This is a genomic window from Cellulophaga omnivescoria, from assembly GCF_001999725.1.
In the GTDB taxonomy this organism is placed as follows: domain Bacteria; phylum Bacteroidota; class Bacteroidia; order Flavobacteriales; family Flavobacteriaceae; genus Cellulophaga; species Cellulophaga omnivescoria.
On the sequence record NZ_MDDP01000010.1, the window covers coordinates 543,879 to 564,858 of the forward strand.

20 protein-coding genes are annotated in these 20,980 nt (G+C 31.9%); 17 read left to right on the forward strand and 3 right to left on the reverse strand.

Annotation, left to right across the window (positions count from 1 at the left end; genetic code table 11):
* The first annotated feature begins 40 nt into the window (after nucleotides 1-40).
* The 3 genes from BFJ87_RS07430 to BFJ87_RS07440 are packed head-to-tail and all read left to right on the forward strand — an operon-like array spanning nucleotide 41 to nucleotide 3,030.
* Nucleotides 41-1,129: an acyloxyacyl hydrolase gene (locus BFJ87_RS07430; protein WP_077402140.1), complete on the forward strand. Its 1,089-nt coding sequence runs from the start codon at nucleotides 41-43 to the stop codon at nucleotides 1,127-1,129.
* Nucleotides 1,130-1,139: 10 nt separating this feature from the next.
* Nucleotides 1,140-1,943 (forward strand): head GIN domain-containing protein, encoded by an 804-nt coding sequence (locus BFJ87_RS07435; RefSeq protein WP_077402143.1) that lies wholly within the window; start codon nucleotides 1,140-1,142, stop codon nucleotides 1,941-1,943.
* 16 nt (nucleotides 1,944-1,959) lie between these two features.
* On the forward strand, nucleotides 1,960-3,030 hold the full coding sequence (locus BFJ87_RS07440) for a serine hydrolase domain-containing protein (RefSeq protein WP_077402147.1): 1,071 nt from the start codon (nucleotides 1,960-1,962) through the stop codon (nucleotides 3,028-3,030).
* A 7-nt stretch (nucleotides 3,031-3,037) separates the two neighbouring features.
* Here BFJ87_RS07440 and gldA read toward each other — a convergent pair whose 3' ends face one another.
* The gene (gldA, locus tag BFJ87_RS07445) at nucleotides 3,038-3,928 is read right to left on the reverse strand and encodes a gliding motility-associated ABC transporter ATP-binding subunit GldA (RefSeq protein ID WP_077402150.1); all 891 of its coding nucleotides are present in this window, start codon (nucleotides 3,926-3,928) and stop codon (nucleotides 3,038-3,040) included.
* Nucleotides 3,929-4,341: 413 nt separating this feature from the next.
* On the opposite strand from gldA, the gene BFJ87_RS07450 reads away from it, so the two are divergent.
* The 4 genes from BFJ87_RS07450 to BFJ87_RS07465 all read left to right on the forward strand — a co-directional run bounded on the left by BFJ87_RS07450 (nucleotide 4,342) and on the right by BFJ87_RS07465 (nucleotide 8,333).
* Nucleotides 4,342-5,169: a prephenate dehydratase gene (locus tag BFJ87_RS07450; protein ID WP_077402153.1), complete on the forward strand. Its 828-nt coding sequence runs from the start codon at nucleotides 4,342-4,344 to the stop codon at nucleotides 5,167-5,169.
* On the forward strand, nucleotides 5,166-6,308 hold the full coding sequence (locus BFJ87_RS07455; protein ID WP_077402156.1) for a pyridoxal phosphate-dependent aminotransferase: 1,143 nt from the start codon (nucleotides 5,166-5,168) through the stop codon (nucleotides 6,306-6,308). Before BFJ87_RS07450 ends, BFJ87_RS07455 begins: the two co-directional genes overlap by 4 nt.
* A 75-nt stretch (nucleotides 6,309-6,383) precedes the next feature.
* Entirely contained in the window at nucleotides 6,384-7,244 is an 861-nt protein-coding gene (locus tag BFJ87_RS07460; protein WP_077402159.1) for a prephenate dehydrogenase, read from the forward strand.
* 6 nt (nucleotides 7,245-7,250) lie between these two features.
* Nucleotides 7,251-8,333, forward strand: a complete 1,083-nt coding sequence (locus BFJ87_RS07465) for a bifunctional 3-deoxy-7-phosphoheptulonate synthase/chorismate mutase type II (protein WP_077402162.1) — start codon at nucleotides 7,251-7,253, stop codon at nucleotides 8,331-8,333.
* Nucleotides 8,334-8,396: 63 nt separating this feature from the next.
* On the opposite strand, the gene BFJ87_RS07470 is transcribed toward BFJ87_RS07465, so the two are convergent.
* Nucleotides 8,397-8,840 carry a hypothetical protein gene (locus BFJ87_RS07470; RefSeq protein ID WP_077402262.1) on the reverse strand — a complete coding sequence of 148 codons (444 nt, stop codon included), beginning with the start codon at nucleotides 8,838-8,840 and terminating at the stop codon, nucleotides 8,397-8,399.
* 109 nt (nucleotides 8,841-8,949) lie between these two features.
* Between BFJ87_RS07470 and rsgA the strand changes: the two genes are divergently transcribed.
* From rsgA to rlmN, 8 genes are all read left to right on the forward strand, one after another.
* Nucleotides 8,950-9,903 (forward strand): ribosome small subunit-dependent GTPase A, encoded by a 954-nt coding sequence (rsgA, locus tag BFJ87_RS07475; RefSeq protein ID WP_077402165.1) that lies wholly within the window; start codon nucleotides 8,950-8,952, stop codon nucleotides 9,901-9,903.
* Nucleotides 9,900-10,352 (forward strand): D-aminoacyl-tRNA deacylase, encoded by a 453-nt coding sequence (gene dtd, locus BFJ87_RS07480; RefSeq protein ID WP_077402168.1) that lies wholly within the window; start codon nucleotides 9,900-9,902, stop codon nucleotides 10,350-10,352. Before rsgA ends, dtd begins: the two co-directional genes overlap by 4 nt.
* Before the next feature lie 66 nt (nucleotides 10,353-10,418).
* Entirely contained in the window at nucleotides 10,419-12,332 is a 1,914-nt protein-coding gene (locus tag BFJ87_RS07485) for a DUF3857 domain-containing transglutaminase family protein (protein WP_077402171.1), read from the forward strand.
* Nucleotides 12,333-12,371: 39 nt separating this feature from the next.
* Nucleotides 12,372-14,387 (forward strand): transglutaminase domain-containing protein, encoded by a 2,016-nt coding sequence (locus BFJ87_RS07490; RefSeq protein WP_077402174.1) that lies wholly within the window; start codon nucleotides 12,372-12,374, stop codon nucleotides 14,385-14,387.
* On the forward strand, nucleotides 14,387-14,713 hold the full coding sequence (locus tag BFJ87_RS07495; RefSeq protein ID WP_077402177.1) for a nucleotide pyrophosphohydrolase: 327 nt from the start codon (nucleotides 14,387-14,389) through the stop codon (nucleotides 14,711-14,713). The genes BFJ87_RS07490 and BFJ87_RS07495 overlap by 1 nt, the downstream gene beginning before the upstream one ends.
* A 33-nt stretch (nucleotides 14,714-14,746) precedes the next feature.
* Nucleotides 14,747-15,976: a 3-phosphoshikimate 1-carboxyvinyltransferase gene (locus tag BFJ87_RS07500; RefSeq protein ID WP_077402180.1), complete on the forward strand. Its 1,230-nt coding sequence runs from the start codon at nucleotides 14,747-14,749 to the stop codon at nucleotides 15,974-15,976.
* A gap of 200 nt (nucleotides 15,977-16,176) precedes the next feature.
* Nucleotides 16,177-17,226 (forward strand): tRNA preQ1(34) S-adenosylmethionine ribosyltransferase-isomerase QueA, encoded by a 1,050-nt coding sequence (gene queA / locus BFJ87_RS07505; protein ID WP_077402183.1) that lies wholly within the window; start codon nucleotides 16,177-16,179, stop codon nucleotides 17,224-17,226.
* Nucleotides 17,227-17,318: 92 nt separating this feature from the next.
* Nucleotides 17,319-18,362 (forward strand): dual-specificity RNA methyltransferase RlmN, encoded by a 1,044-nt coding sequence (gene rlmN, locus BFJ87_RS07510; protein ID WP_077402185.1) that lies wholly within the window; start codon nucleotides 17,319-17,321, stop codon nucleotides 18,360-18,362.
* A 65-nt stretch (nucleotides 18,363-18,427) separates the two neighbouring features.
* Here the strand turns inward: rlmN and BFJ87_RS07515 are convergent, their stop codons facing one another.
* Entirely contained in the window at nucleotides 18,428-19,111 is a 684-nt protein-coding gene (locus BFJ87_RS07515) for a Lipl32 family lipoprotein (protein ID WP_077402188.1), read from the reverse strand.
* A 204-nt stretch (nucleotides 19,112-19,315) separates the two neighbouring features.
* Between BFJ87_RS07515 and BFJ87_RS07520 the strand changes: the two genes are divergently transcribed.
* Both BFJ87_RS07520 and BFJ87_RS07525 read left to right on the forward strand, forming a co-directional pair.
* The gene (locus BFJ87_RS07520; RefSeq protein ID WP_077402191.1) at nucleotides 19,316-20,293 is read left to right on the forward strand and encodes a polyprenyl synthetase family protein; all 978 of its coding nucleotides are present in this window, start codon (nucleotides 19,316-19,318) and stop codon (nucleotides 20,291-20,293) included.
* A 111-nt stretch (nucleotides 20,294-20,404) separates the two neighbouring features.
* The gene (locus BFJ87_RS07525) at nucleotides 20,405-20,974 is read left to right on the forward strand and encodes an RNA polymerase sigma factor (protein ID WP_077402194.1); all 570 of its coding nucleotides are present in this window, start codon (nucleotides 20,405-20,407) and stop codon (nucleotides 20,972-20,974) included.
* The last annotated feature ends 6 nt before the right edge of the window (nucleotides 20,975-20,980 follow it).

The window sequence follows — 20,980 nt, forward strand, 5'->3', positions numbered from 1 at the left end:
AAGATTTACTGTAGGTGTAAAATTGCTATTTTTGCACGCAATGAATATAAGAATCCTTTTTATTGCCTTGTTTTCTGTAGGCTGTTTTGCCCAGCAGAAAAGTAAAATAGTAATAGATGCAAATCAGTTTTACGGCTCTATTGCATTACATAATAATAGTATTGCACACTTAATATCTGCCCATCCGGCTGGTTTAATTTTAAGTTACAATAAAAAAACGTTTGGTAATGAGGCTTGGGAGCAACTTTATAATTATCCAGATTTAGGGTACTCCTTTATTTACCAAGATATGAATAACAGTACGCTAGGTAAAAACTATGGTGCGTATGCGCATTATAACTTCTATTTTTTTAAAAGAAATGTACAGCTTAGAGTAGGGCAAGGTATTGCCTATACTACAAACCCTTATGATAAAGTAACCAACTTTAGAAACAATGCCTATGGGTCTGATATTTTGAGTAGTACCTACGCAATGGTTAATTACCATAAAGAAAATATTTATAAAGGCTTGGGTTTTAAAGCCGGACTAACATTGGTGCACTATTCTAATGCAAATTTTAAAGCGCCAAATACATCTACAAACACCATTGCATTAAATGCAGGTTTAACGTACGATTTGGATGGAGGTGAAAAATTACCATATAAGACTATTACAGATACTACAAATTACAACCAACCTATACATTTAAATGTTGCCTTTAGAGGTGGTGTTAATGAAAGTGATGTAATTGGCTTGGGACAATCTCCTTTTTATATTTTATCGGCTTATTCAGATAAAAGAATTGGCAGAAAAAGTGGGTTTCAGTTAGGTGCAGATGTTTTCTTTTCTAAGTTTTTAAAGGAGTTAATTACATACAATTCTATTGCTTTTCCTGAGAAAAATGTAGATGCTAATGACGATTATAAACGTGTTGGTGTTTTTGTTGGTCACGAGTTGTACATAAACAAAATGTCTGTAGTAACACAACTTGGCTATTATGTATACTACCCGTTTGATTTTGAAGGAAGAATGTACAACAGAATGGGATTGAAACGTTACTTTGGAGATAAAATGTTTGCTGCAATTACTTTAAAATCTCACGCTGCTAAAGCAGAAGCAGTAGAATTTGGAGTTGGAATCCGTTTTTAAAAATATGAAGATGATTACAAGAAAACAGATTAAAAATATAGGATTGCAAATTACAGGTAAATCAATTTTACTATACACTTTAACACTTGTTTTAGTGTGTGGTTGTAATAGTGAAAATGCATCTGATTGTTTTCAGAACGCAGGAGATACCATAAGAGAAGAAATTGTGGTAGAACCTTTTACAACTATTACTGTTTTTGAAAATTCAGCTTTAGTTATAAAGGAAGGTCCAGTACAAAAGGTTGAGGTAGAAACAGGAGAATATTTGCGTAGTGATATTGATGCTAAAGTTGTAGATGGTAGATTGATGCTTACCAATACAAACGGATGTAATTTTACTAGAGACTATGGTTTAACTACTTTTTATGTTACCGCACCAAACTTAACATCTATACGTAGTAGTACTGGTTTTGATATTAGTAGTGATGGTGTTTTAAGTTATCCAAGTTTAGCTCTTTTATCTGAAGATTTTGGAGACCAAGAAGCAGATTTTACTACCGGATCTTTTACTTTAGAGTTGTTAGATACTAAAGTGTCTATAGTTTCTAACGGTGCTGCTTATTTTGATTTGAAAGGAACGGCAGAAAGTTTAAATGTTGTTTTTGCAGCAGGGGACTCTAGGCTTAATGCAGAAAATTTAATAACTAAAAATGTAAATGTAAACCACAGAAGTTCTAATGATATATTGGTGTATCCGCAAGAGAGTATATCTGGTACAATTAGAGGAGTTGGTGATGTTATTAGTTACAATATGCCTGCTATTGTAAATGTAGAAGAACTTTACAAAGGAAAGCTTATATTTAAGGAGTTATAACTAAAGTTGCTTTATAGTGAGTTTTAAAAGATTCTTATCTTATTTTACAAAAAGAATTAGCAGTTCTAAAGATAATTGTGTTGCTAATAATATTAATTACAGTAAGGTTGATGATTTACTGCAATCTTTAGTTTATGATGCTAAAGTGCCTGGAATTGCAATTACAGTAACACAACATAACAAAACCATTTTTAATAAAGGATATGGTTTTTCTAATCTTGAAAAAAAAACACTTGTAAATCCAGATGAAACTGTATTTAGAATAGCAAGTGTGTCTAAACCTATTGCAGCAACTGCTTTAGCTTTAATGGTGCAAGATGGAGTAATAGATTTGGAAGAGTCTTTTTATACTTATGTTCCTTATTATCCTAAAAAAAAGTACGACTTTACAATTAATCAATTGGCTAGTCATACTGCTGGTATACGGGGTTACAGAGGAAAAGAATATGGTTTAAATATGCCATACACTATTAAAGATAGTATTGCTATTTTTAAAGACGATGAATTACTTTTTAAACCAGGAACTGACTATTATTACAATAGTTATGATTGGGTTTTGTTGTCACTAGCAATGCAAGAGGTAAGTGGTGTACCTTTTGAAGAATATGTACAAAAAAAAGTTTTAGATCCTTTGCAAATGAAGCACACATTTGCAGATGTAAAAGGTAGCTTTATAAAAGGTATTACTCAGTTTTACTCTAAAAAAAGACTTGGCTTTAGAAAAGCTATGGAAGTTGATAATTATTACAAGCTTGCTGGTGGCGGGTTTTTATCTACTACGGCAGATATAGTAAAGCTAGGAAACGCATATTTAAAAGGTAATTTGTTAGAACAAGCTACGCAACAACAATTTTTAACGGCTCAAGAAGTAAAAGGGGATTCTACCTACTACGGTTTGGGTTGGCAAGTAAGTACAGATAAAAAAGGCAATGTGTACTATGGCCATATTGGTAATGGTGTAGGCGGCTACTCTAACTTTTTTGTGTACCCTACGCAAGGTTTGGTTATTACCATACTAACCAACTGTACAAATCCCAATATACAAACTGTTTTAGATGAGGTTGTATTGGAGTTTGTAGAACAATAAAAGAATGTTAACCAGTAATCTCAGTAAATAAACTTTCTAAGTTTTTGTTTTTACGACTAAGTTGTAGTGTTTTTAATTGGTTATCGTGTGCAAAGTCAAACACAGCAGGGCGCATATCTACATCAGTATTAAAAGTAATTTCATATACAAAACCAGCAGTGTTGTTAACAGTAACAACGTTTGGTAATCTGTTTAGTAATTGCTCTTCAACCCTATAATCAAATTCTACTTCTATAATTTGTTCGGTAGCGTCTCTTAAGTCGGTTAACTTTTTATCTGCAACAACCAAACCTTTGTTTATAATTACTACGCGGTCACAAACAGCTTCTACCTCTTTCATAATATGTGTAGAAAGTAAAATGGTTTTTTCTTTACCGATTTCTTTAATTAGTTTACGTATTTCTAAAAGTTGGTTAGGGTCTAAGCCTGTGGTGGGTTCGTCTAATATTAGCACCTCTGGGTTGTGTAATAAAGCTGCTGCTAAACCAACACGTTGTCTGTACCCTTTAGATAGTTGGTCTATTTTTTTATGTGCTTCTGGTGTTAAACCAGTTTGTGCTATAACTTCTTCAATTCTAGTTTTAGATACGTTGTAAACATTTGCATTAAAGTTTAAATATTCTTTTACATACATATCTAAATACAATGGGTTATGCTCTGGTAAATAACCAATACTTTTTTGTACATTAATTTTATCAGCTACGCTAAAGTCGTTTACAGCAGCATCTCCACTATCTGCTAAAATATAAGTAGTAAGTATTTTCATAAGTGTAGACTTACCAGCTCCGTTTGGACCTAAAAAGCCAACAATTTCTCCTTTATTAATAGTAAAGGAAACATTATCTAGTGCTTTTTGACTTCCAAAAGTTTTACAGATGTTTTGTACCGAAATAGACATACTTATATTTTTTATCAAAAATAACGTAAATAAGTGAATTTTGTTTTTAAATGAGATAAGAAAAAAAGACGATTTTTAACGTTTTAAGGTTCTGTCTATTAACAAAATTTTAACATTTTAAAACACCCAACTCTTAATATAATGTTAAAAAAATAACATCGGTATTAAATAATGTTAGATGAGTGAAAAAAAATAATAATAAAATTTGTTTTTTAAATTTAATAATTACCTTAGCCACATATTACAAGAATAATGAACACAAGATATTTCTGGAACGGTTTTTATTTTTACTTCTTTTTTAAGAGAGGTACGGGACTGTTGTAGTATATTTTAACTATAGATATAAATTAAAGTCCCGTGTATAACGGGACTTTTTTTATGCATAAAACTGAAGTTTAAGGAGATATTTAAAAATGGCATTAAAAATAGCAATACAAGGTATAAAGGGCTCTAACCACCACCAAGTAGCTAATGAGTTTTTTGGTGAAGACGTAGAGTTGGTAGAGTGTCTTTCTTTTGATGAGTTAATACATCAATTAATGACGGGTTACGCAGATAAAGCTGTTATGGCTATAGAAAACTCAATTGCAGGTTCTATAATACCAAATTATGCTTTGGTTTATAATAATGATTTACATATAATTGGTGAACACTACTTAAATATTCATCATCATTTAATGGCATTAAAAGGTCAAAAAATAGAGGATATACAAGAGGTGCATTCACACCCAATGGCGTTATTGCAATGTAAAGATTTTTTAAAAGCATACTCGCATATAAAATTGGTAGAGTCTGTAGATACTGCAGAAACGGCACAACGTATAGAAAAAGATAGTCTTAAGGGTATTGCTGCAATTGCACCAAAAGTAGCATCAGAACTATACAATTTAGAAGTTTTAGCATCAGAAATACAAACCATATCTAATAATGCTACCCGTTTTATTATTCTTAAAAAAGAAAATAAAGAATTGCCAGAAGAAGAAATTAATAAAGCATCATTACGCTTTGTATTAGACCATAAGCGAGGTAGTCTTGCAGCAGTTTTAAATGTAATGAGCGATTGTAACCTAAACTTAACAAAAATACAATCACTACCAGTAATAGAGCAACCTTGGAAATATTCTTTCTTTGTAGATGTAACTTTTTTAAAGTATAAAGATTATAAAAAAGCAAAAGCGCTATTGCAAATTATGGCAGAAGAGTTTAAAGTTTTAGGAGAATACAAAAATGCAAGAAGATGATAACTGCAGATAGATTACAACATATACAGGAATACTATTTTTCTAAAAAACTTAGAGAAGTACGTGGTTTAATGGCGGACGGTAAACCTATAATAAATATGGGAATTGGTAGTCCAGATTTGGTACCTTCTACAGTTGTAGTAGAGGCTATTAAAAATGCTGTTGAAGATGCAGGAGCGCACCAGTACCAGAGTTACCAAGGCTTACCTGAGCTAAGAGAAAGTATGGCGGCTTTTTACAGAGCTAATTTTAATGTTCCTGCAGATCCGGCAACAGAAATATTACCGTTAATGGGTTCTAAAGAAGGTATTTTACACATAAGTATGGCCTTTTTAAACCAAGGAGATGAGGCGCTAATTCCTAATCCTGGTTACCCAACGTATACATCTGTTACAAATTTAGTAGGGGCAGAGCCTAAGTATTATAATTTGGTTGCAGAAAACAATTGGTTTCCAGATTTAGAAGCCTTAGAAAAGCAAGACTTGACTAAGGTAAAAATAATGTGGGTTTGTTACCCTCATATGCCAACAGGTGCGGTAGCAACTAAGGAGCAATTACAAAAGTTAGTTGTATTTGCCTTAAAAAATAATATTCTATTGGTAAATGACAATCCTTATAGTTTTGTTTTAAACAATGCGCCAACAAGCATATTAAGTATAGAAAACGCTAAAGATTGTACCTTAGAGTTAAACTCGCTAAGTAAAACCTTTAATATGGCAGGCTGGCGTGTAGGTATGGTTTTAGGTAGCGCAGAACATATAAATGCAGTGTTAAAAGTAAAAAGTAATATGGACTCTGGTATGTTTTACGGCATTCAAAAAGGAGCTATAGCGGCATTAAAAAGTAGTAAAGATTGGTTCTCAAATTTAAATAAAATATATGATACTCGTAGAGATTTAATTTTTCAGTTAGCAGACAAGTTAAATTGTACTTATGATAAAAATGCTGTAGGAATGTTTGTATGGGCAAAGCTGCCAATAGGTAGTAGTTCATCAGAAGAATTTATAGATGAAGTATTGTACAGTAAAGATGTTTTTATAACACCAGGAACAATTTTTGGAAGTAACGGAGAAGGTTATATACGTTTCTCATTATGTGTAACCCAAGAGAAAATTAAAGAAGCAATAAGTAGATTTTAAAAGAAGTAGGGGTATTAAAGTTTAGTGATAAGTAAATTTTACGACCAACATCTTTTCTATTATATAAAATAAATAATGAACGTATTTGTAATTGGCATAGGATTAATAGGTGGCTCAATGGCCAAGGATATTAAAAGAATAAATGCTAGTGCTAAAATTTATGGTGTAGATATTAATGATGCACATTTAGAAGAGGCATTGTCTTTAGGCGTAATAGACCAAAAGGCAAGTTATCATGATTTACAGTTGGCAGATGTAGTAATTGTTAGTATTCCTGTAGATGTATTGGTAGTAGAGTTGCCAAAAATATTAGATGCTATTAATGATGATGCTATTGTTTTAGATGCTGGATCAACAAAAAGTTTAATTTGCAAGGAGGTAGAAAATCACCCAAAAAGAAGAAACTTTATAGCGTGCCACCCAATTGCAGGAACAGAATTTTCTGGACCGTCTGCAGCAATAGAAAACTTGTTTAAAGGCAAAACAAATATAATTTGTGAGGTAGAAAAAACTGCTTTTAAATTGCAAGAGAAAGCCTTAGATCTTTTTAGAGATATGGGGATGCGTATACGTTATATGAATGTAGATGCCCATGATAAACACATAGCATATGTGTCTCATTTATCTCATATTAGTTCTTTTATGTTAGGAAAGACTGTTATTGAGAAAGAAAAGAATGAACGCGATATATTTGATATGGCGGGTAGTGGGTTTGAGAGTACTGTGCGTTTAGCAAAAAGTTCGCCAGCAATGTGGACACCTATTTTTAAACAGAATAAAACAAATGTTTTAGAAACATTAGAAGAATACATTGAAAATTTAAAAGCCTTTAAAGAAATGATTGAAGAAGACAATTATACAGGCATTTTTAATGAAATGGAAAACGCGAATAAGATAAAAAAAATATTAAAAGGAATACCCCAGAATAAAAATTAAGTAAAGATGGAAAACTCAAAAGAAATGAGAACATGGTTGGATGACATGAAGCTAGATCATCCACTAGTAATAGCAGGGCCGTGTAGTGCTGAAACTGAAGAGCAAGTATTAAAAATTGCTCATCAATTAAAAGATACCGATGTTAACTATTATAGAGCAGGTATTTGGAAGCCAAGAACCCGTCCTGGGAATTTTGAAGGCGTAGGTATTTTAGGCCTAAAGTGGCTGCAAAAGGTAAAAGCAGAAACAGGTTTAAAAACAGCTACAGAAGTTGCAAACAGAGCACACGTAGAACTTGCATTAGAACATGATATAGATTTGTTGTGGATTGGTGCACGTACGTCTGTAAGTCCGTTTATCATGCAAGAAATTGCAGATGCATTGGCTGGTACAGATAAAATAGTACTGGTTAAAAACCCAATTAATCCAGATTTATCATTGTGGTTAGGCGGTATAGAACGTTTGCATACAGCTGGAATTAAAAACTTAGGAGCAATACACAGAGGTTTTTCTACTTATGAAAAAACAAAGTACAGAAATATACCAGAGTGGCAATTGGCAATTGAGTTTCAAAACAGATTTCCAGATTTGCCTTTAATTAATGATCCGTCTCATATTACAGGAAAAAGAGATATGATTTTTGATGTATCGCAAACAGCATTAGATCTTAATTTTGATGGTTTAATGATTGAAACTCATTTTGATCCGGATAATGCATGGAGTGATGCTGCACAACAAGTAACACCAGAAAAATTAGTGCAAATTATGCGCGATTTAAAGATTAGAAAAGAGTCTGACCCAGAAGCAGAATACAATAAAGATTTAAGTAATTTACGTGCACAAATAGATGTTATTGACGCACAGTTAATTGAAACTTTAGGAAAAAGAATGAAAATTTCTGACCAAATTGGAGCTCTAAAAAAAGAGAAAAACGTAGCCGTTTTACAATCTACAAGATGGAACGAGATTTTAGGAGCAATGATTTTAGAAGGAGAATCTAAAGGGTTAAGTGAGGAGTTTGTTTTAAAAATGTTTAAAGCAATACACCAAGAGTCTATTAACCACCAAGAAAAAATTATTAAAGGATAATTTAGAGTATAAAAAAATCCCGATGTAATTATGCATCGGGATTTTATAAAAAGGGTTAAGAAATTATTTTTTCTTAAAAATGTATCTGGTAATAAAAATACCTTTACCGTCACCTTTACCAGCTTCACTTTCTACAGCGCTAGTTACAAAGGCAAGTTCCCAGCCTTCTTTAACCATTGCATTAATTTTAGAAGTAATTATAGCATCGTTAGCTGCTATGTTCTGAAATCTAATTCCGCCAATGTTGTAAAAGTTAAGTAATTTAGTTTCATCAAAGCCTTTAACTCTAATGTCTCCTCTTTTAGACTTATTTCTTGTGTTATCTTCTTCAGTTTGTGTAGAAGTATATTCTTTGTAATCTTTTTCTTCGTTTGCAGAAATTAATCTAGATCTACCTAATCCGTTAGGTACAATAGATTCTACACTAGTAATAACTTTAAACTGCTGAGCGGTTAAGTCTACGGTTGTTAAGCAAAGAATAAATGCAAAAAATAATAATTTTTTCATAATTGTTAAATTGTTTGTTGTTTGTAAAATTTTTAACGACAAAAAAAATACCATATTGTTGCACTTATATTGTTTCTTTGTAAAAACAAAGTAAAATAAATAATTAATAATGATAGGAACTGTCTATAAATCTACTGGAAGTTGGTATACTGTAAAAACAGATGATGGCGTATTTTACGACTGTAGAATAAAGGGTAAGTTTCGTATAAAAGGTATAAAAAGTACAAATCCTATAGCGGTAGGAGATAGGGTATCTTTTGATATTGAAAAAAGTGGAGATGAGACCAACGCTACCATTACAGAAATTAAAGACCGTAAAAATTATATTGTACGTAAATCTGTAAACTTATCTAAGCAAACACATATAATTGCAGCAAATTTAGATCAGGTTTTTTTAATGATAACGTTAAATAATCCGCAAACATTTACCAGTTTTATAGATCGCTTTTTAGTGACAGCGGAAGCCTATGGTATACCTGCCGTTTTATTATTTAATAAGGTAGATTCTTACGATGAAGACGAACTTTTAGATGTAAAATATTTAGCAGCATTGTACCGTAGTATTGGGTATACCTGTGTAGGTATATCTGCTAAAACAGGTAAAAACGTAGACAAGGTAAAAGAAATGATGACAGGGAAAATAAGTATGTTTTCTGGTCATTCTGGGGTTGGTAAATCTACTTTGGTAAACACTATAGATAAAGAGTTAAATATAAAAACCAAAGAAATATCTGAGCAGCACATGCAAGGGCAACATACTACAACTTTTGCAGAAATGTACGATTTAGATTTTGGTGCCCAAATTATAGACACACCAGGTATACGTGGTTTTGGTATTGTAGATATGGAAAAAGAGGAAATAGGTGATTATTTTCCTGAATTTTTTGCTTTAAAAAGTGAATGTAAGTTTAATAACTGCTTACATATAGACGAACCAAAATGTGCTGTTAAAGACGCATTAGATAATGATGAAGTTGCTTGGACCAGATACAAAAGTTATGTGCAAATGATTACGGGTGATGAGGAAAATTACAGGCAAGATATTTACGGAGATAAAAAATGAGAGCAGTAATACAAAGGGTAACAAAAGCCATTGTTACCGTAGACAATAAACTAATTTCTAAAATAGATGTAGGTCTTCTAATTTTACTGGGAGTAGAGGAAGAAGATACAGCAGAAGATATAGATTGGTTGACTCGTAAAATTGCAAACCTCAGAATTTTTAATGATGAGGACGGGGTTATGAATAATTCTCTTTTAGACAATAAAGGAAACGCAATAGTTGTTAGCCAGTTTACACTATATGCAGCTACAAAAAAAGGCAATAGACCTTCTTACATAAAAGCGGCTAAACCAGATGTAGCAATTCCGCTTTATACTACTTTTGTTTCAAAATTAGAAACTGTATTAGGTAAGCCAGTTGGTACTGGTGTCTTTGGGGCAGATATGAAAGTAGATTTGCTTAATGATGGTCCAGTAACAATTATTATAGACACAAAAAATAAGGAATAATCGTATATTGTATTTTTAGGTTTTGTAAGATTTTTTCTTAATTTTATCCGCAACCAAAACCAACCTATGCGCATATTTTTTAGCCTTATATTGCTTTTAGCAGTACAACTGTCTGAAGCACAAGAAACTATTCATCAATCTTTATTAATTAATTCTAATTTAACCAAAAATGCGAATGCAGTTGTAAGGTTAGATGAAATGAACATTCATATTAGTTCTAAAACTAAAATGAATATTAAACACAAAAGAATAGTTACCGTCTTAAATAAATACGGTAGTAATGCCACACATATTTTTAGAGGGTATGACTTGGATAGTAGGTTAATATCTATGCAAGCGCTGGTTTTTAATCAATTTGGAAAACAAATAGACAAGTTTAAAGAAAAAGATTTTAAAGATGTTAGTGCTGTAGATGGTAGTACGTTATATTCAGATTCCAGAATTAAGTACTTAGAGTATACGCCAATTGCTTACCCTTATACTGTAGAGTTTACTTATGAATATACAACATCAAATACCGGAGAATTGTTGCCAATTTGGTATTTCTTAGATGAATTTTATTTAAGTACCGAAAAAAGTAGTATTACATTTACCTATGATGAGGAAAGTTTTAAACCAGAAGTTAGAGAGGTAAATTTAAAAGGCTTAGATGTAAAAAAAGACATTACCAAAGGAAAAATAACTTATACCGTAAAAAATATACCAGCTTTAAAAAAAGAAAGTTTAAGTCCGGCTTTTTTTAAAATTTCTCCGCAGCTACAAATAAGACCTGTAAATTTTACTTACGGAGGCTATGACGCCTCTATAAACACTTGGCAAGATCTAGGTAAATGGATGTATTCTAATTTACTTGTAGATAGAGATAAGTTGCCAGAACCTACAATAAATACAATAAAACTATTAACTAAAGAAGCTAAGTCAGATATAGAAAAAGCTAAAATAGTATATAAATATGTACAAGATAATACAAGGTATATAAGCGTACAGGTAGGTATTGGTGGTATGCAACCTATATCTGCTATAGATGTAGATAGGGTAAAGTATGGAGACTGTAAAGGATTATCTAATTATACAATGGCTCTTTTGCAGGCCGTAGGTGTAAAAGCATATTATACACACGTAGAAGCTGGTAGTTATAAAGAAAGCTTTAAAAAGGATTTTGCATCTCTTGCAGAAGGTAACCACGTAATTTTGGCGGTAGAAAGTAACGGTAGGTATTATTGGATAGATTGTACTTCTCAAATACATCCTTTTGGTTTTTTAGGAGATTTTACAGATGGTAGAATGGTACATGTTATAAAACCAAATGGTGGAGAGTTGGTGCAAACAGATAGTTATATAAATGAAGATAATTACCAAAAAACAGAAGCTCTAATTACACTAGCTAACAATGGCGCAATAGCTGCAGATGTAATAATAACAACAAAGGGAATACAATATGATGATAGGTTTAGTATAGAAAGAAAACCCTTTGATGATATTAAAAAGCATTATAAGTCTTATTGGAGGTATATAAACAATTTAACTTTAGGGGATTATAATTTTTTAAATAATAGAGACAGTATTGTGTTTACAGAAAAAGTTAGTTTGGAGGCAGCTAATTACGCATCGGTAAGTGGTGATAGGCTATTGTTTAGAGTAAATGCGCTAAACAGAAATAATGTAGTGCCAGATAGGTATAGAAGTAGAAAGTTGCCTTTAGAAATACAAAGAGGCTATTTAGATGAAGATGAGTTTAATATTTTGTTGCCTAATAGTTTTAAAGTTGAGGCAATGCCTAATAACACTTTAATAGAAAACGAATTTGGAATGTACAGTGTATCTTATAAGTTATCAGAAGACTTAAAAAATGTAGAATACAAAAGAAAATTACTTATTAAAGAAGGTTATTACCCTAAAGAAAAATATAAGGACTATCGAGACTTTAGAAAAAAAGTATCATTAACCGATAATGCAAAAGTTGTTTTAGTAAAAAAATAACCATAAAAAACCATAACCAAACAACCCAAAGCCAAAATTATGATTAAAAAATGCAATTTAATAGTGTACTTTTTTTTAGCTATTAACCTTATTACCGCTCAAGATTTTTCTTTTGGTAAAGTTTCATTAGAGGAGTTAAAAGAAAAAAGTCACCCAATAGATTCAGCAGCAAGTGCAACATATTTATATAAAAGTAAAAAATGTTATTTTAGATATTTAGATAACAGCGGTTTTGAATTAGTAACTGAAGTTTATGAGAGAATAAAAATTTATAATAAAGAAGGGTATGATTTTGCCACTAAAGCAATACCACTTTATAAGGCATCGCAAGGTAACAGAGAAAATATAATTGGTTTAAAGGCTGTTACTTACAATATAGTAGATGGTAAAATTGAAGAGTCAAAACTAAAAAAAGATGGGATTTTTGAGTCTGAAGTGTCTGAATACTACGATCAAACAAAGTTTACAATGCCAAACATTAAAGATGGTAGTGTAATAGAATTTAAATACAAAATTAATTCTCCTTTTATTTTTAATGTAGATGAGTTTGTGTTTCAGCATAGTATACCGGTAAATAAATTAGAGTCTAGTTTTTCTTCTCCAGAATATTTTAATTATAAGTTAAACTCAAAAGGCTATTTGGGTATATATCCCAAAATAACTAGAGAAAACTCTAGTTTAAATATAAAAAGCAAAACTAGGTCTAGTATGTCATCAAGAGTAGTGGGTACTACTTTTAATAATGATAAAATAGATTTTTTTGAGAACAAACACGTGTATGATTTATCAAACATTCCAGCATTAAAAGAAGAGCCTTACATTAATAATATAAATAATTATAGAGCAGCTGTAAAATATGAGCTTTCTTACGTACAATACCCAAATAGTATACCTAAATATTACTCCAGAACCTGGAAAGATGTAGTAAAAACAATATATACAAGTCCAAATTTTGGAGCAGAATTAAATAAAACAGGTTATTACAATCAGGACATAGACGCTTTAGTTGGCGCAGTATCAGACCCTATGCAAAAATCTGCGTTAATATATAATTTTGTAAAAAGTAAAGTAAAATGGAATGGTATATATGGTAAATATACCTATAATGGCGTGCGTAAGGCATATAAAGAAAATGTAGGTAATGTAGCAGATATTAATTTAATGCTAACCTCTATGTTAAGGTATGCTGGGGTAAATGCTAATCCCGTGTTAATAAGCACTAGAGGTAATGGTATTCCTCTTTTTCCAACAAGAGAAGGTTATAATTACGTAATATCTGCAATAGATACAGGGGAGGGTGTTGTATTATTAGATGCCACTAGTATGTATAGTATGCCAAACGTGTTGCCAACCAGAACTCTAAATTGGGAAGGTAGAATTATTAATAAGGATGGGCAATCATCTACAATAAGTTTGTATCCTAACCAACAATCTTCTAGAACAATAATGATGACAACCAAATTAGGAGAAAATGGAGATTTATCTGGGTCATTTAGAAGGCTAGCTAAACTGCACAATGCTAGAATATACCGCAATAATTATAATGAGTCTGATGAAGATAGCTATATAGAAAAGATAGAAAAGTCTTTAGATTTAGAAATATCTGATTTTGAAGTAAAAAATAGCTTAGATTTAGGTAAACCAATCTCTGAAAGTTATAAATTTGTAAAAGAGAGTCAGGCAGATATTATTGGCGATAAAATTTATTTTTCACCAATGTTTTTTTATAGGTCTAAAAGTAACCCTTTTAAATTAGATAAAAGGAGCTACCCTATAGATTTTAGTTACCCATCAGAAACCACCTATAGAATTATTATAGAGCTTCCTGAAGGGTACAAAGTAGAGACACTGCCAGAGGTTAAAAGTATTGCTCTTCCAGAGCAATTAGGATCTTTTAGGTATAAAATTACTGAAAAAAATAATCAGATTCATTTATTAGTTATTGAGTCTATTAATAAAGCAATTATAACACCATCGTATTACGAGGCTATTAAAAACTATTATAAAATTTTAATAGAGAAGGAGAACGAAAAGGTTGTATTAACAAAAGTATAATGAACATTCAAAACGCACAACAAGCCGTAGATAATTGGATTAAAGAACATGGAGTACGCTATTTTAATGAGCTTACAAATATGGCACAGCTTACAGAAGAAGTAGGTGAGGTGGCACGTATTATTGCGCGTAGGTATGGAGAACAAAGTGAAAAGGAATCTGATAAAAACAAAGATTTAGGTGAAGAACTAGCAGATGTTATGTTTGTTGTTCTGTGTCTTGCCAACCAAACAGGTATAAATTTGCAAGATGCTTTTGATAAAAAATTAGATCTTAAAACTAAAAGAGATCATGATCGTCATCACAACAATCAAAAATTAAAATAATCTGGTTGTACAAACCACTAAAATACCTTTACATTGAAATTACATTTATCAGCACCAGAAAATAAAACTCTAAATTCTGCTATTAAAATAACAGGAAGCAAAAGCGAGTCTAACCGTCTATTGTTATTACAAGCATTATATCCGAATATAAAAATAGAAAACCTTTCTAATTCTGATGATGCAGTTGTTATGCAAAAAGGAATTAAGGTGTCTAAAGGAGAAGTAGATATACATCATGCTGGTACAGCAATGCGTTTTTTAACAACATATTTTTCTTGCCAAAATGGTAAAGAAGTGGTACTTACCGGGTCTAAACGTATGACCGAGAGACCTATTGGTGTTTTAGTAGATGCGCTTAAGTCTTTAGGGGCAGATATTACTTATTTAGAAAACAACGGTTATCCTCCACTACATATAAAAGGAAAAAAAATAACGGCTAATAAAGTAAGTTTGCCAGCAAATATAAGTAGCCAGTATATTTCTTCATTATTGCTAACTGCTCCAAGTTTAGATAATGGATTAGAATTAGAGTTGGTAGGTAAAATCACTTCTGTGCCTTATATTAAAATGACCTTGGCTTTACTAACTAAAATAGGGGTAGAAAACTCTTTTGAGGGTAACATAATAAAAGTATCTCCTAAAAAAGCAGTAAATGATACAACACTGGTAGTAGAATCAGACTGGAGCTCGGCATCATATTATTACAGTATTGTTGCTATGTCTTCTGTTGGTACAGAGATATCATTATCTGCATATAAAAAAGACAGCTTACAAGGAGATAGCGTGTTACAAGAAATTTATAAAGATTTTGGTGTAGAAACTACATTTTTAAACAATAAAGTGGTTTTAAAAAAGGTAACAGATAACCAAGAACAAAAAATTACAACAGACCTAAGTAATGCGCCAGATATAGCACAAACCATTGCGGTTACGGTTTTTGGTTTAGGACTAGGTTGCCATTTAACAGGTTTACACACACTTAAAATTAAAGAAACAGACAGGTTAGAGGCTTTAAAAACAGAACTGACAAAATTAGGAGCCGCAATAACAGTTACAGATAAAACACTAACCATTACACCAACAACAAAAATTAATAAAAATATTCCTATAGATACCTATAATGATCATAGAATGGGAATGGCGTTTGCTCCATTAGCTCTAAAAACAACACTATTTATAAATGATGCTGGCGTGGTGTCTAAATCATACCCAGATTTCTGGACAGACCTAAAACAGCTTCAATTTGGTATTAAAGAAGCTTAATTATAGCTAAATTGTTATTTAATTGGTGTTTTACTTGACAACGCCTATTGTAGCGTAGTATATTTGCAATCGCATAAAAGGAAAATTAAAAAATATGCACTAAACCGTAAAACGTTGGGTGCTTTTTTATTAGCATAAAATAATATCGTTTTTAATTTTCAGAGGTTATGTATAACCGTTAACATCATAAAAAATATTAAATGAAATTATCTAGCTTTAATTTTGAACTTCCAGACAATTTGTTAGCCGAGTACCCTTCAGAACACAGGGATGAAGCTAAATTGATGGTAATACATAGAGAAACCGGAAAAATTGAACACAAAATGTTTAAAGACCTTATCAATTATTTTGATGAAGGTGATGTAATGGTTTTAAACAATACAAAAGTTTTTCCTGCTCGTTTGTATGGTAATAAAGAAAAAACAGGGGCAAGAATTGAAGTGTTTTTGTTACGTGAGTTAAATGCAGAACAACGTTTATGGGATGTTTTAGTAGATCCTGCACGTAAAATAAGAATAGGGAACAAATTATATTTTGGTGATGATGAAACTCTAGTGGCTGAGGTTATAGACAATACTACATCTAGAGGTAGAACTTTACGTTTTTTATATGACGGTTCTTATACAGACTTTAGACAAAAACTAAAAGATTTAGGAGAAACACCATTACCTAAATACATTAAAAGAGATGTAGAGGAATCTGATGAAGACAGATACCAAACAATTTACGCTAAGCACGAAGGTGCTGTAGCTGCACCAACTGCAGGTTTGCACTTTTCTAAACACTTATTAAAAAGACTAGAAATTAAAGGAGTAGATTTTGCAGAATTAACATTACATGTTGGTTTAGGTACCTTTAACCCAGTAGAGGTAGAGGATTTATCTAAACACAAAATGGATAGTGAAGAATTAATTATAGATGAAAAAGCTACAGAAGTAGTAAACGCAGCTATAGATAATAAACGTAGAATTTGTGCCGTAGGTACAACTGCTATGCGTGGTTTAGAAAGTGCTGTTTCATCTAACGGTCGCTTAAATACATATGAAGGATGGACAAATAAATTTATTTTTCCTCCTTATGATTTTAGTATTGCCAACTGTATGGTAACAAACTTTCACTTACCAAAATCTACATTGTTAATGATGATTTCTGCTTTTATAGGTCATGACCTTATGAAAAAAGCATACAAGGAGGCAATTTTAGAAAGCTATAAATTTTACTCTTACGGAGATGCAATGCTAATTATTTAATTGGTATTTTAATACAAACAAATAAAATCCCGTCAGTTTTCTATTTTTATAGAATTTGGCGGGATTAACTTTTATCTACTACCTTTAGTACTGTGGAAAAAATTAAGAAAAAAGACATAAGAGCCTTAACTAAGGAACAAATTAGAGCATTTTTTGTAGCTCAAGGAGATAAAGCCTTTAGAGGTAACCAAGTATACGAATGGTTATGGCAAAAGGGGGCACACTCTTTTGATGCTATGACAAATGTATCTAAAGAAACAAGGCAGCTGTTAAATGCTAACTTTGTAATAAACCACATAAAAGTAGATCAAATGCAGCGTAGTAGTGATGGAACTATAAAAAACGCTGTACAACTGCATGACGGTTTAATTGTAGAGTCGGTTTTAATACCAACAAAAACAAGAACAACAGCCTGTGTATCTAGTCAAGTAGGTTGTAGTTTAGATTGTAGGTTTTGTGCAACATCTAGGTTAAAGCGTATGCGAAACTTAAATCCAGATGAAATTTATGATCAAGTAGTTGCTATAGATAACGAAAGTAGATTGTATTTTGATCGTAAATTAAGCAATATTGTATTTATGGGTATGGGAGAGCCATTAATGAATTACAATAATGTTCTAAAAGCTATAGATAAAATTACCTCTGCAGAGGGTTTAGCAATGTCTCCTAAGAGAATAACAGTGTCTACATCTGGTGTTCCTAAAATGATTAAAAAAATGGCAGATGATGAGGTGAAATTTAAACTAGCCGTGTCTTTACATTCTGCAGTAGATGAAATAAGAACATCTATTATGCCTTTTAATGCCACATTTCCTTTAAAAGATTTAAGGGAGGCGTTGCAGTATTGGTACGCTAAAACAAAAAGCAGAATTACCTATGAATATGTGGTCTGGGATGGTATTAATGATACACAAAATGATGCCAATGCTTTGGTAGATTTTTGCAAGTTTGCACCGTCTAAAGTTAATTTAATAGAGTATAACCCTATAGATGATGGAGAGTTTCAGCAAGCAAATAACAACGCTATAGATATGTATGTGGCAACATTAGAGCGAAATGGTATTACAGTTACCGTAAGGCGCTCTAGAGGTAAAGATATAGATGCAGCTTGCGGGCAATTAGCAAATAAAAGCTAAAAAAGGCAGGTGAAAATAAATCACCCGCCTTTAACTAAAAAAACACATTAACCACAATGTTTTTTTTATTTCATTTGAGCTTTTAACTCATCAATAGTTTTGGCCATAACAACTCCAGGTATTTTAATAGGAGCAGCAACTTCAGCTAAAAATGTTCCTTTAACTTCGCCTCTTTTGTACGTAGTAAAACCAACTCGGTATAAACCAGCAGTTAAGGCTTTAGTAGGGTTACTTACTTCGCTTTTGTAACGTAATAAAGAGTTGTAACTGCTGCCACTTGGTTGCTTAGGTAACTCAGACGTGTCGTCATTAGAAGCTAAAGTAACCCAGTTTGCACTTTTGGCACCTTCTGTAGTTACATTTGCAGCAGATACAATATCAGATCTTTCTAACGTAATATATGTGTCAAAAAAGTCTTTTGTAGAAGCGTGCTCGTCAAAATCTGCAGATTTTACAGCGTTTTTAATTTTATCGCCATTGGCAGGAGAAACCATTCTTACCCCTAATTCAGGAGCAGCTAATGGCACCCAAACGTATATGTAGTAAAACTTTTTGTTGTCTTTTACTTCATCTTCGTTACCAGGACTAGCATAACCTAAGTAGCTAATGTTGTCTGTGTAAGGTACTTTAATTGTTTTTGGTCCTATTTTCTTTTCAACAGAACTTCCAAATTTTTTCAGTTTCTGAGCATTTACAATTGCGCTACAGCTAAAAAGTAACATTGCTGCTACAAATAGATTTTTTTTCATCTTAAGTGTGATTTATTAATTGTTTTTTGTTAATAATAACACAGCAAAGATGGCGTTAATTAAGAAAACAAATAGACCTATTTGTAGGGAAAATTTTACCCCTGTTTTCAGGGGTAGGTAATAATATTACTAAAACGTAAATCATTGCCTTGAAATCTAATAATTTAATTACTTTTACCTTTCCAAATTTAACGAATTGCTTTTTTGAAAATTGTAGCACAAATTAAGGACCCTGTAAATAAAGAAATGGAACTTTTTGAGAAAAAGTTTCACGCCTCTATGTCTTCTAAGGTTGCCTTATTAAATAGAATTACTTATTATATTGTAAACAGAAAAGGGAAACAAATGCGGCCAATGTTTGTTTTTTTAACAGCAAAATTGGTGTCTGGTGGCAAGGTTAATGAGCGTACTTATAGAGGTGCATCTGTTATAGAGCTAATACATACTGCCACGTTAGTTCATGATGATGTTGTAGATGACAGTAACAAGCGTCGTGGCTTTTTCTCTGTAAATGCACTTTGGAAAAATAAAATAGCTGTACTTGTTGGTGATTTTTTATTGTCTAAAGGATTGCTGCTTTCTATAGATAATGGAGATTTTGATCTTCTTAAAATAATTTCAGTAGCAGTGCGAGAGATGAGTGAGGGAGAATTGCTGCAAATTGAAAAAGCACGTAAACTAGATATTACCGAAGAGGTTTACTACGAAATAATTAGGCAAAAAACAGCTACCTTAATTGCAGCTTGTTGCAGCTTGGGGGCTTGCTCTGTTAATCCAGATTCTGATGATGTAGAGATATTCAGAAAATTTGGGGAACTTATAGGTATGGCTTTTCAAATTAAAGATGATTTGTTTGACTATGGTGATGAAGCCATTGGCAAGCCAACTGGTATAGATATTAAAGAACAAAAAATGACGCTTCCTTTAATATATACGCTTAATAACTGCACAAAAAAAGAAAAAAGTTGGCTAATAAACTCTGTTAAAAAGCACAATAAAGACAAAAAGCGAGTTAAAGAGGTTATAAACTTTGTAAAAGAAAGCGGAGGATTGGCATACGCAGAACAAAAAATGTTATCTTTTAAAACAGAAGCTCTTACTTTATTAAATAAATATCCAGAGTCTGACTATAAAAGTTCGCTAGAACTAATGGTAAATTACGTTGTAGATAGAAAAAAATAATAACTTTATTACTTTAAAAATCAGAGCGTTGTGATTTATTTTAAAATAAATTTATTTTCTGGGCAACGTTACAGTAGTGTTTGTTGTCTATACTTATAGAACACCATTACTGTGAAAATTATTAAACTTTACAAAAACGAGAATACCCTTATAAAAAAGGCCGCTGCAGAAGACAGGGATGCTCAAGAGCGCTTGTATAATAAATATGCGCCAAAAATGCTAAGTGTTTGCCGGCAGTATATAAAAGACTTACAGTTTGCAGAAGATGTAATGGTAGGCGCTTTTTTAAAGGTATTTAAATATTTAGATACGTTTAAGTTTGAGGGTAGTTTTGAAGGTTGGGTTCGTAGAATAATGGTAAGGGAATGTATAACTTACTTGCGTAAAAAACAGCACATTGTTTTTGATGACGAAGTATATGAGCGTTCTGCACCTAAACATATAACTAGTACGCCAGATTTAGATATAGAGCAAGTACAGTTGTTAATAGATGCTTTACCAGAAGGTTATAAAATAGTATTTGTAATGTATGCTATTGAAGGGTATAAACATTTTGAAATTGCAGAGCAATTGGGTATTTCAGAAAATACATCAAGATCTCAGTTGTTTAAGGCTAGAAAAATGTTACAAGAGAAATTAGAAAAAATTAAAAAAGCAGATTCTGTTACAATAGAATCTTAAAAAAAA

Bases quoted from the DNA above. Each gene is read 5' to 3' on its own strand.
- BFJ87_RS07430 (WP_077402140.1), top strand. From the start codon at position 41: ATGAATATAAGAATCCTTTTTATTGCCTTGTTTTCTGTAGGCTGTTTT.
- BFJ87_RS07435 (WP_077402143.1), top strand. From the start codon at position 1,140: ATGATTACAAGAAAACAGATTAAAAATATAGGATTGCAAATTACAGGT.
- gldA (WP_077402150.1), bottom strand. From the start codon at position 3,928: ATGTCTATTTCGGTACAAAACATCTGTAAAACTTTTGGAAGTCAAAAA.
- BFJ87_RS07450 (WP_077402153.1), top strand. From the start codon at position 4,342: ATGGCATTAAAAATAGCAATACAAGGTATAAAGGGCTCTAACCACCAC.
- BFJ87_RS07455 (WP_077402156.1), top strand. From the start codon at position 5,166: ATGATAACTGCAGATAGATTACAACATATACAGGAATACTATTTTTCT.
- BFJ87_RS07460 (WP_077402159.1), top strand. From the start codon at position 6,384: ATGAACGTATTTGTAATTGGCATAGGATTAATAGGTGGCTCAATGGCC.
- BFJ87_RS07465 (WP_077402162.1), top strand. From the start codon at position 7,251: ATGGAAAACTCAAAAGAAATGAGAACATGGTTGGATGACATGAAGCTA.
- BFJ87_RS07470 (WP_077402262.1), bottom strand. From the start codon at position 8,840: ATGAAAAAATTATTATTTTTTGCATTTATTCTTTGCTTAACAACCGTA.
- rsgA (WP_077402165.1), top strand. From the start codon at position 8,950: ATGATAGGAACTGTCTATAAATCTACTGGAAGTTGGTATACTGTAAAA.
- dtd (WP_077402168.1), top strand. From the start codon at position 9,900: ATGAGAGCAGTAATACAAAGGGTAACAAAAGCCATTGTTACCGTAGAC.
- BFJ87_RS07485 (WP_077402171.1), top strand. From the start codon at position 10,419: ATGCGCATATTTTTTAGCCTTATATTGCTTTTAGCAGTACAACTGTCT.
- BFJ87_RS07490 (WP_077402174.1), top strand. From the start codon at position 12,372: ATGATTAAAAAATGCAATTTAATAGTGTACTTTTTTTTAGCTATTAAC.
- BFJ87_RS07495 (WP_077402177.1), top strand. From the start codon at position 14,387: ATGAACATTCAAAACGCACAACAAGCCGTAGATAATTGGATTAAAGAA.
- queA (WP_077402183.1), top strand. From the start codon at position 16,177: ATGAAATTATCTAGCTTTAATTTTGAACTTCCAGACAATTTGTTAGCC.
- BFJ87_RS07515 (WP_077402188.1), bottom strand. From the start codon at position 19,111: ATGAAAAAAAATCTATTTGTAGCAGCAATGTTACTTTTTAGCTGTAGC.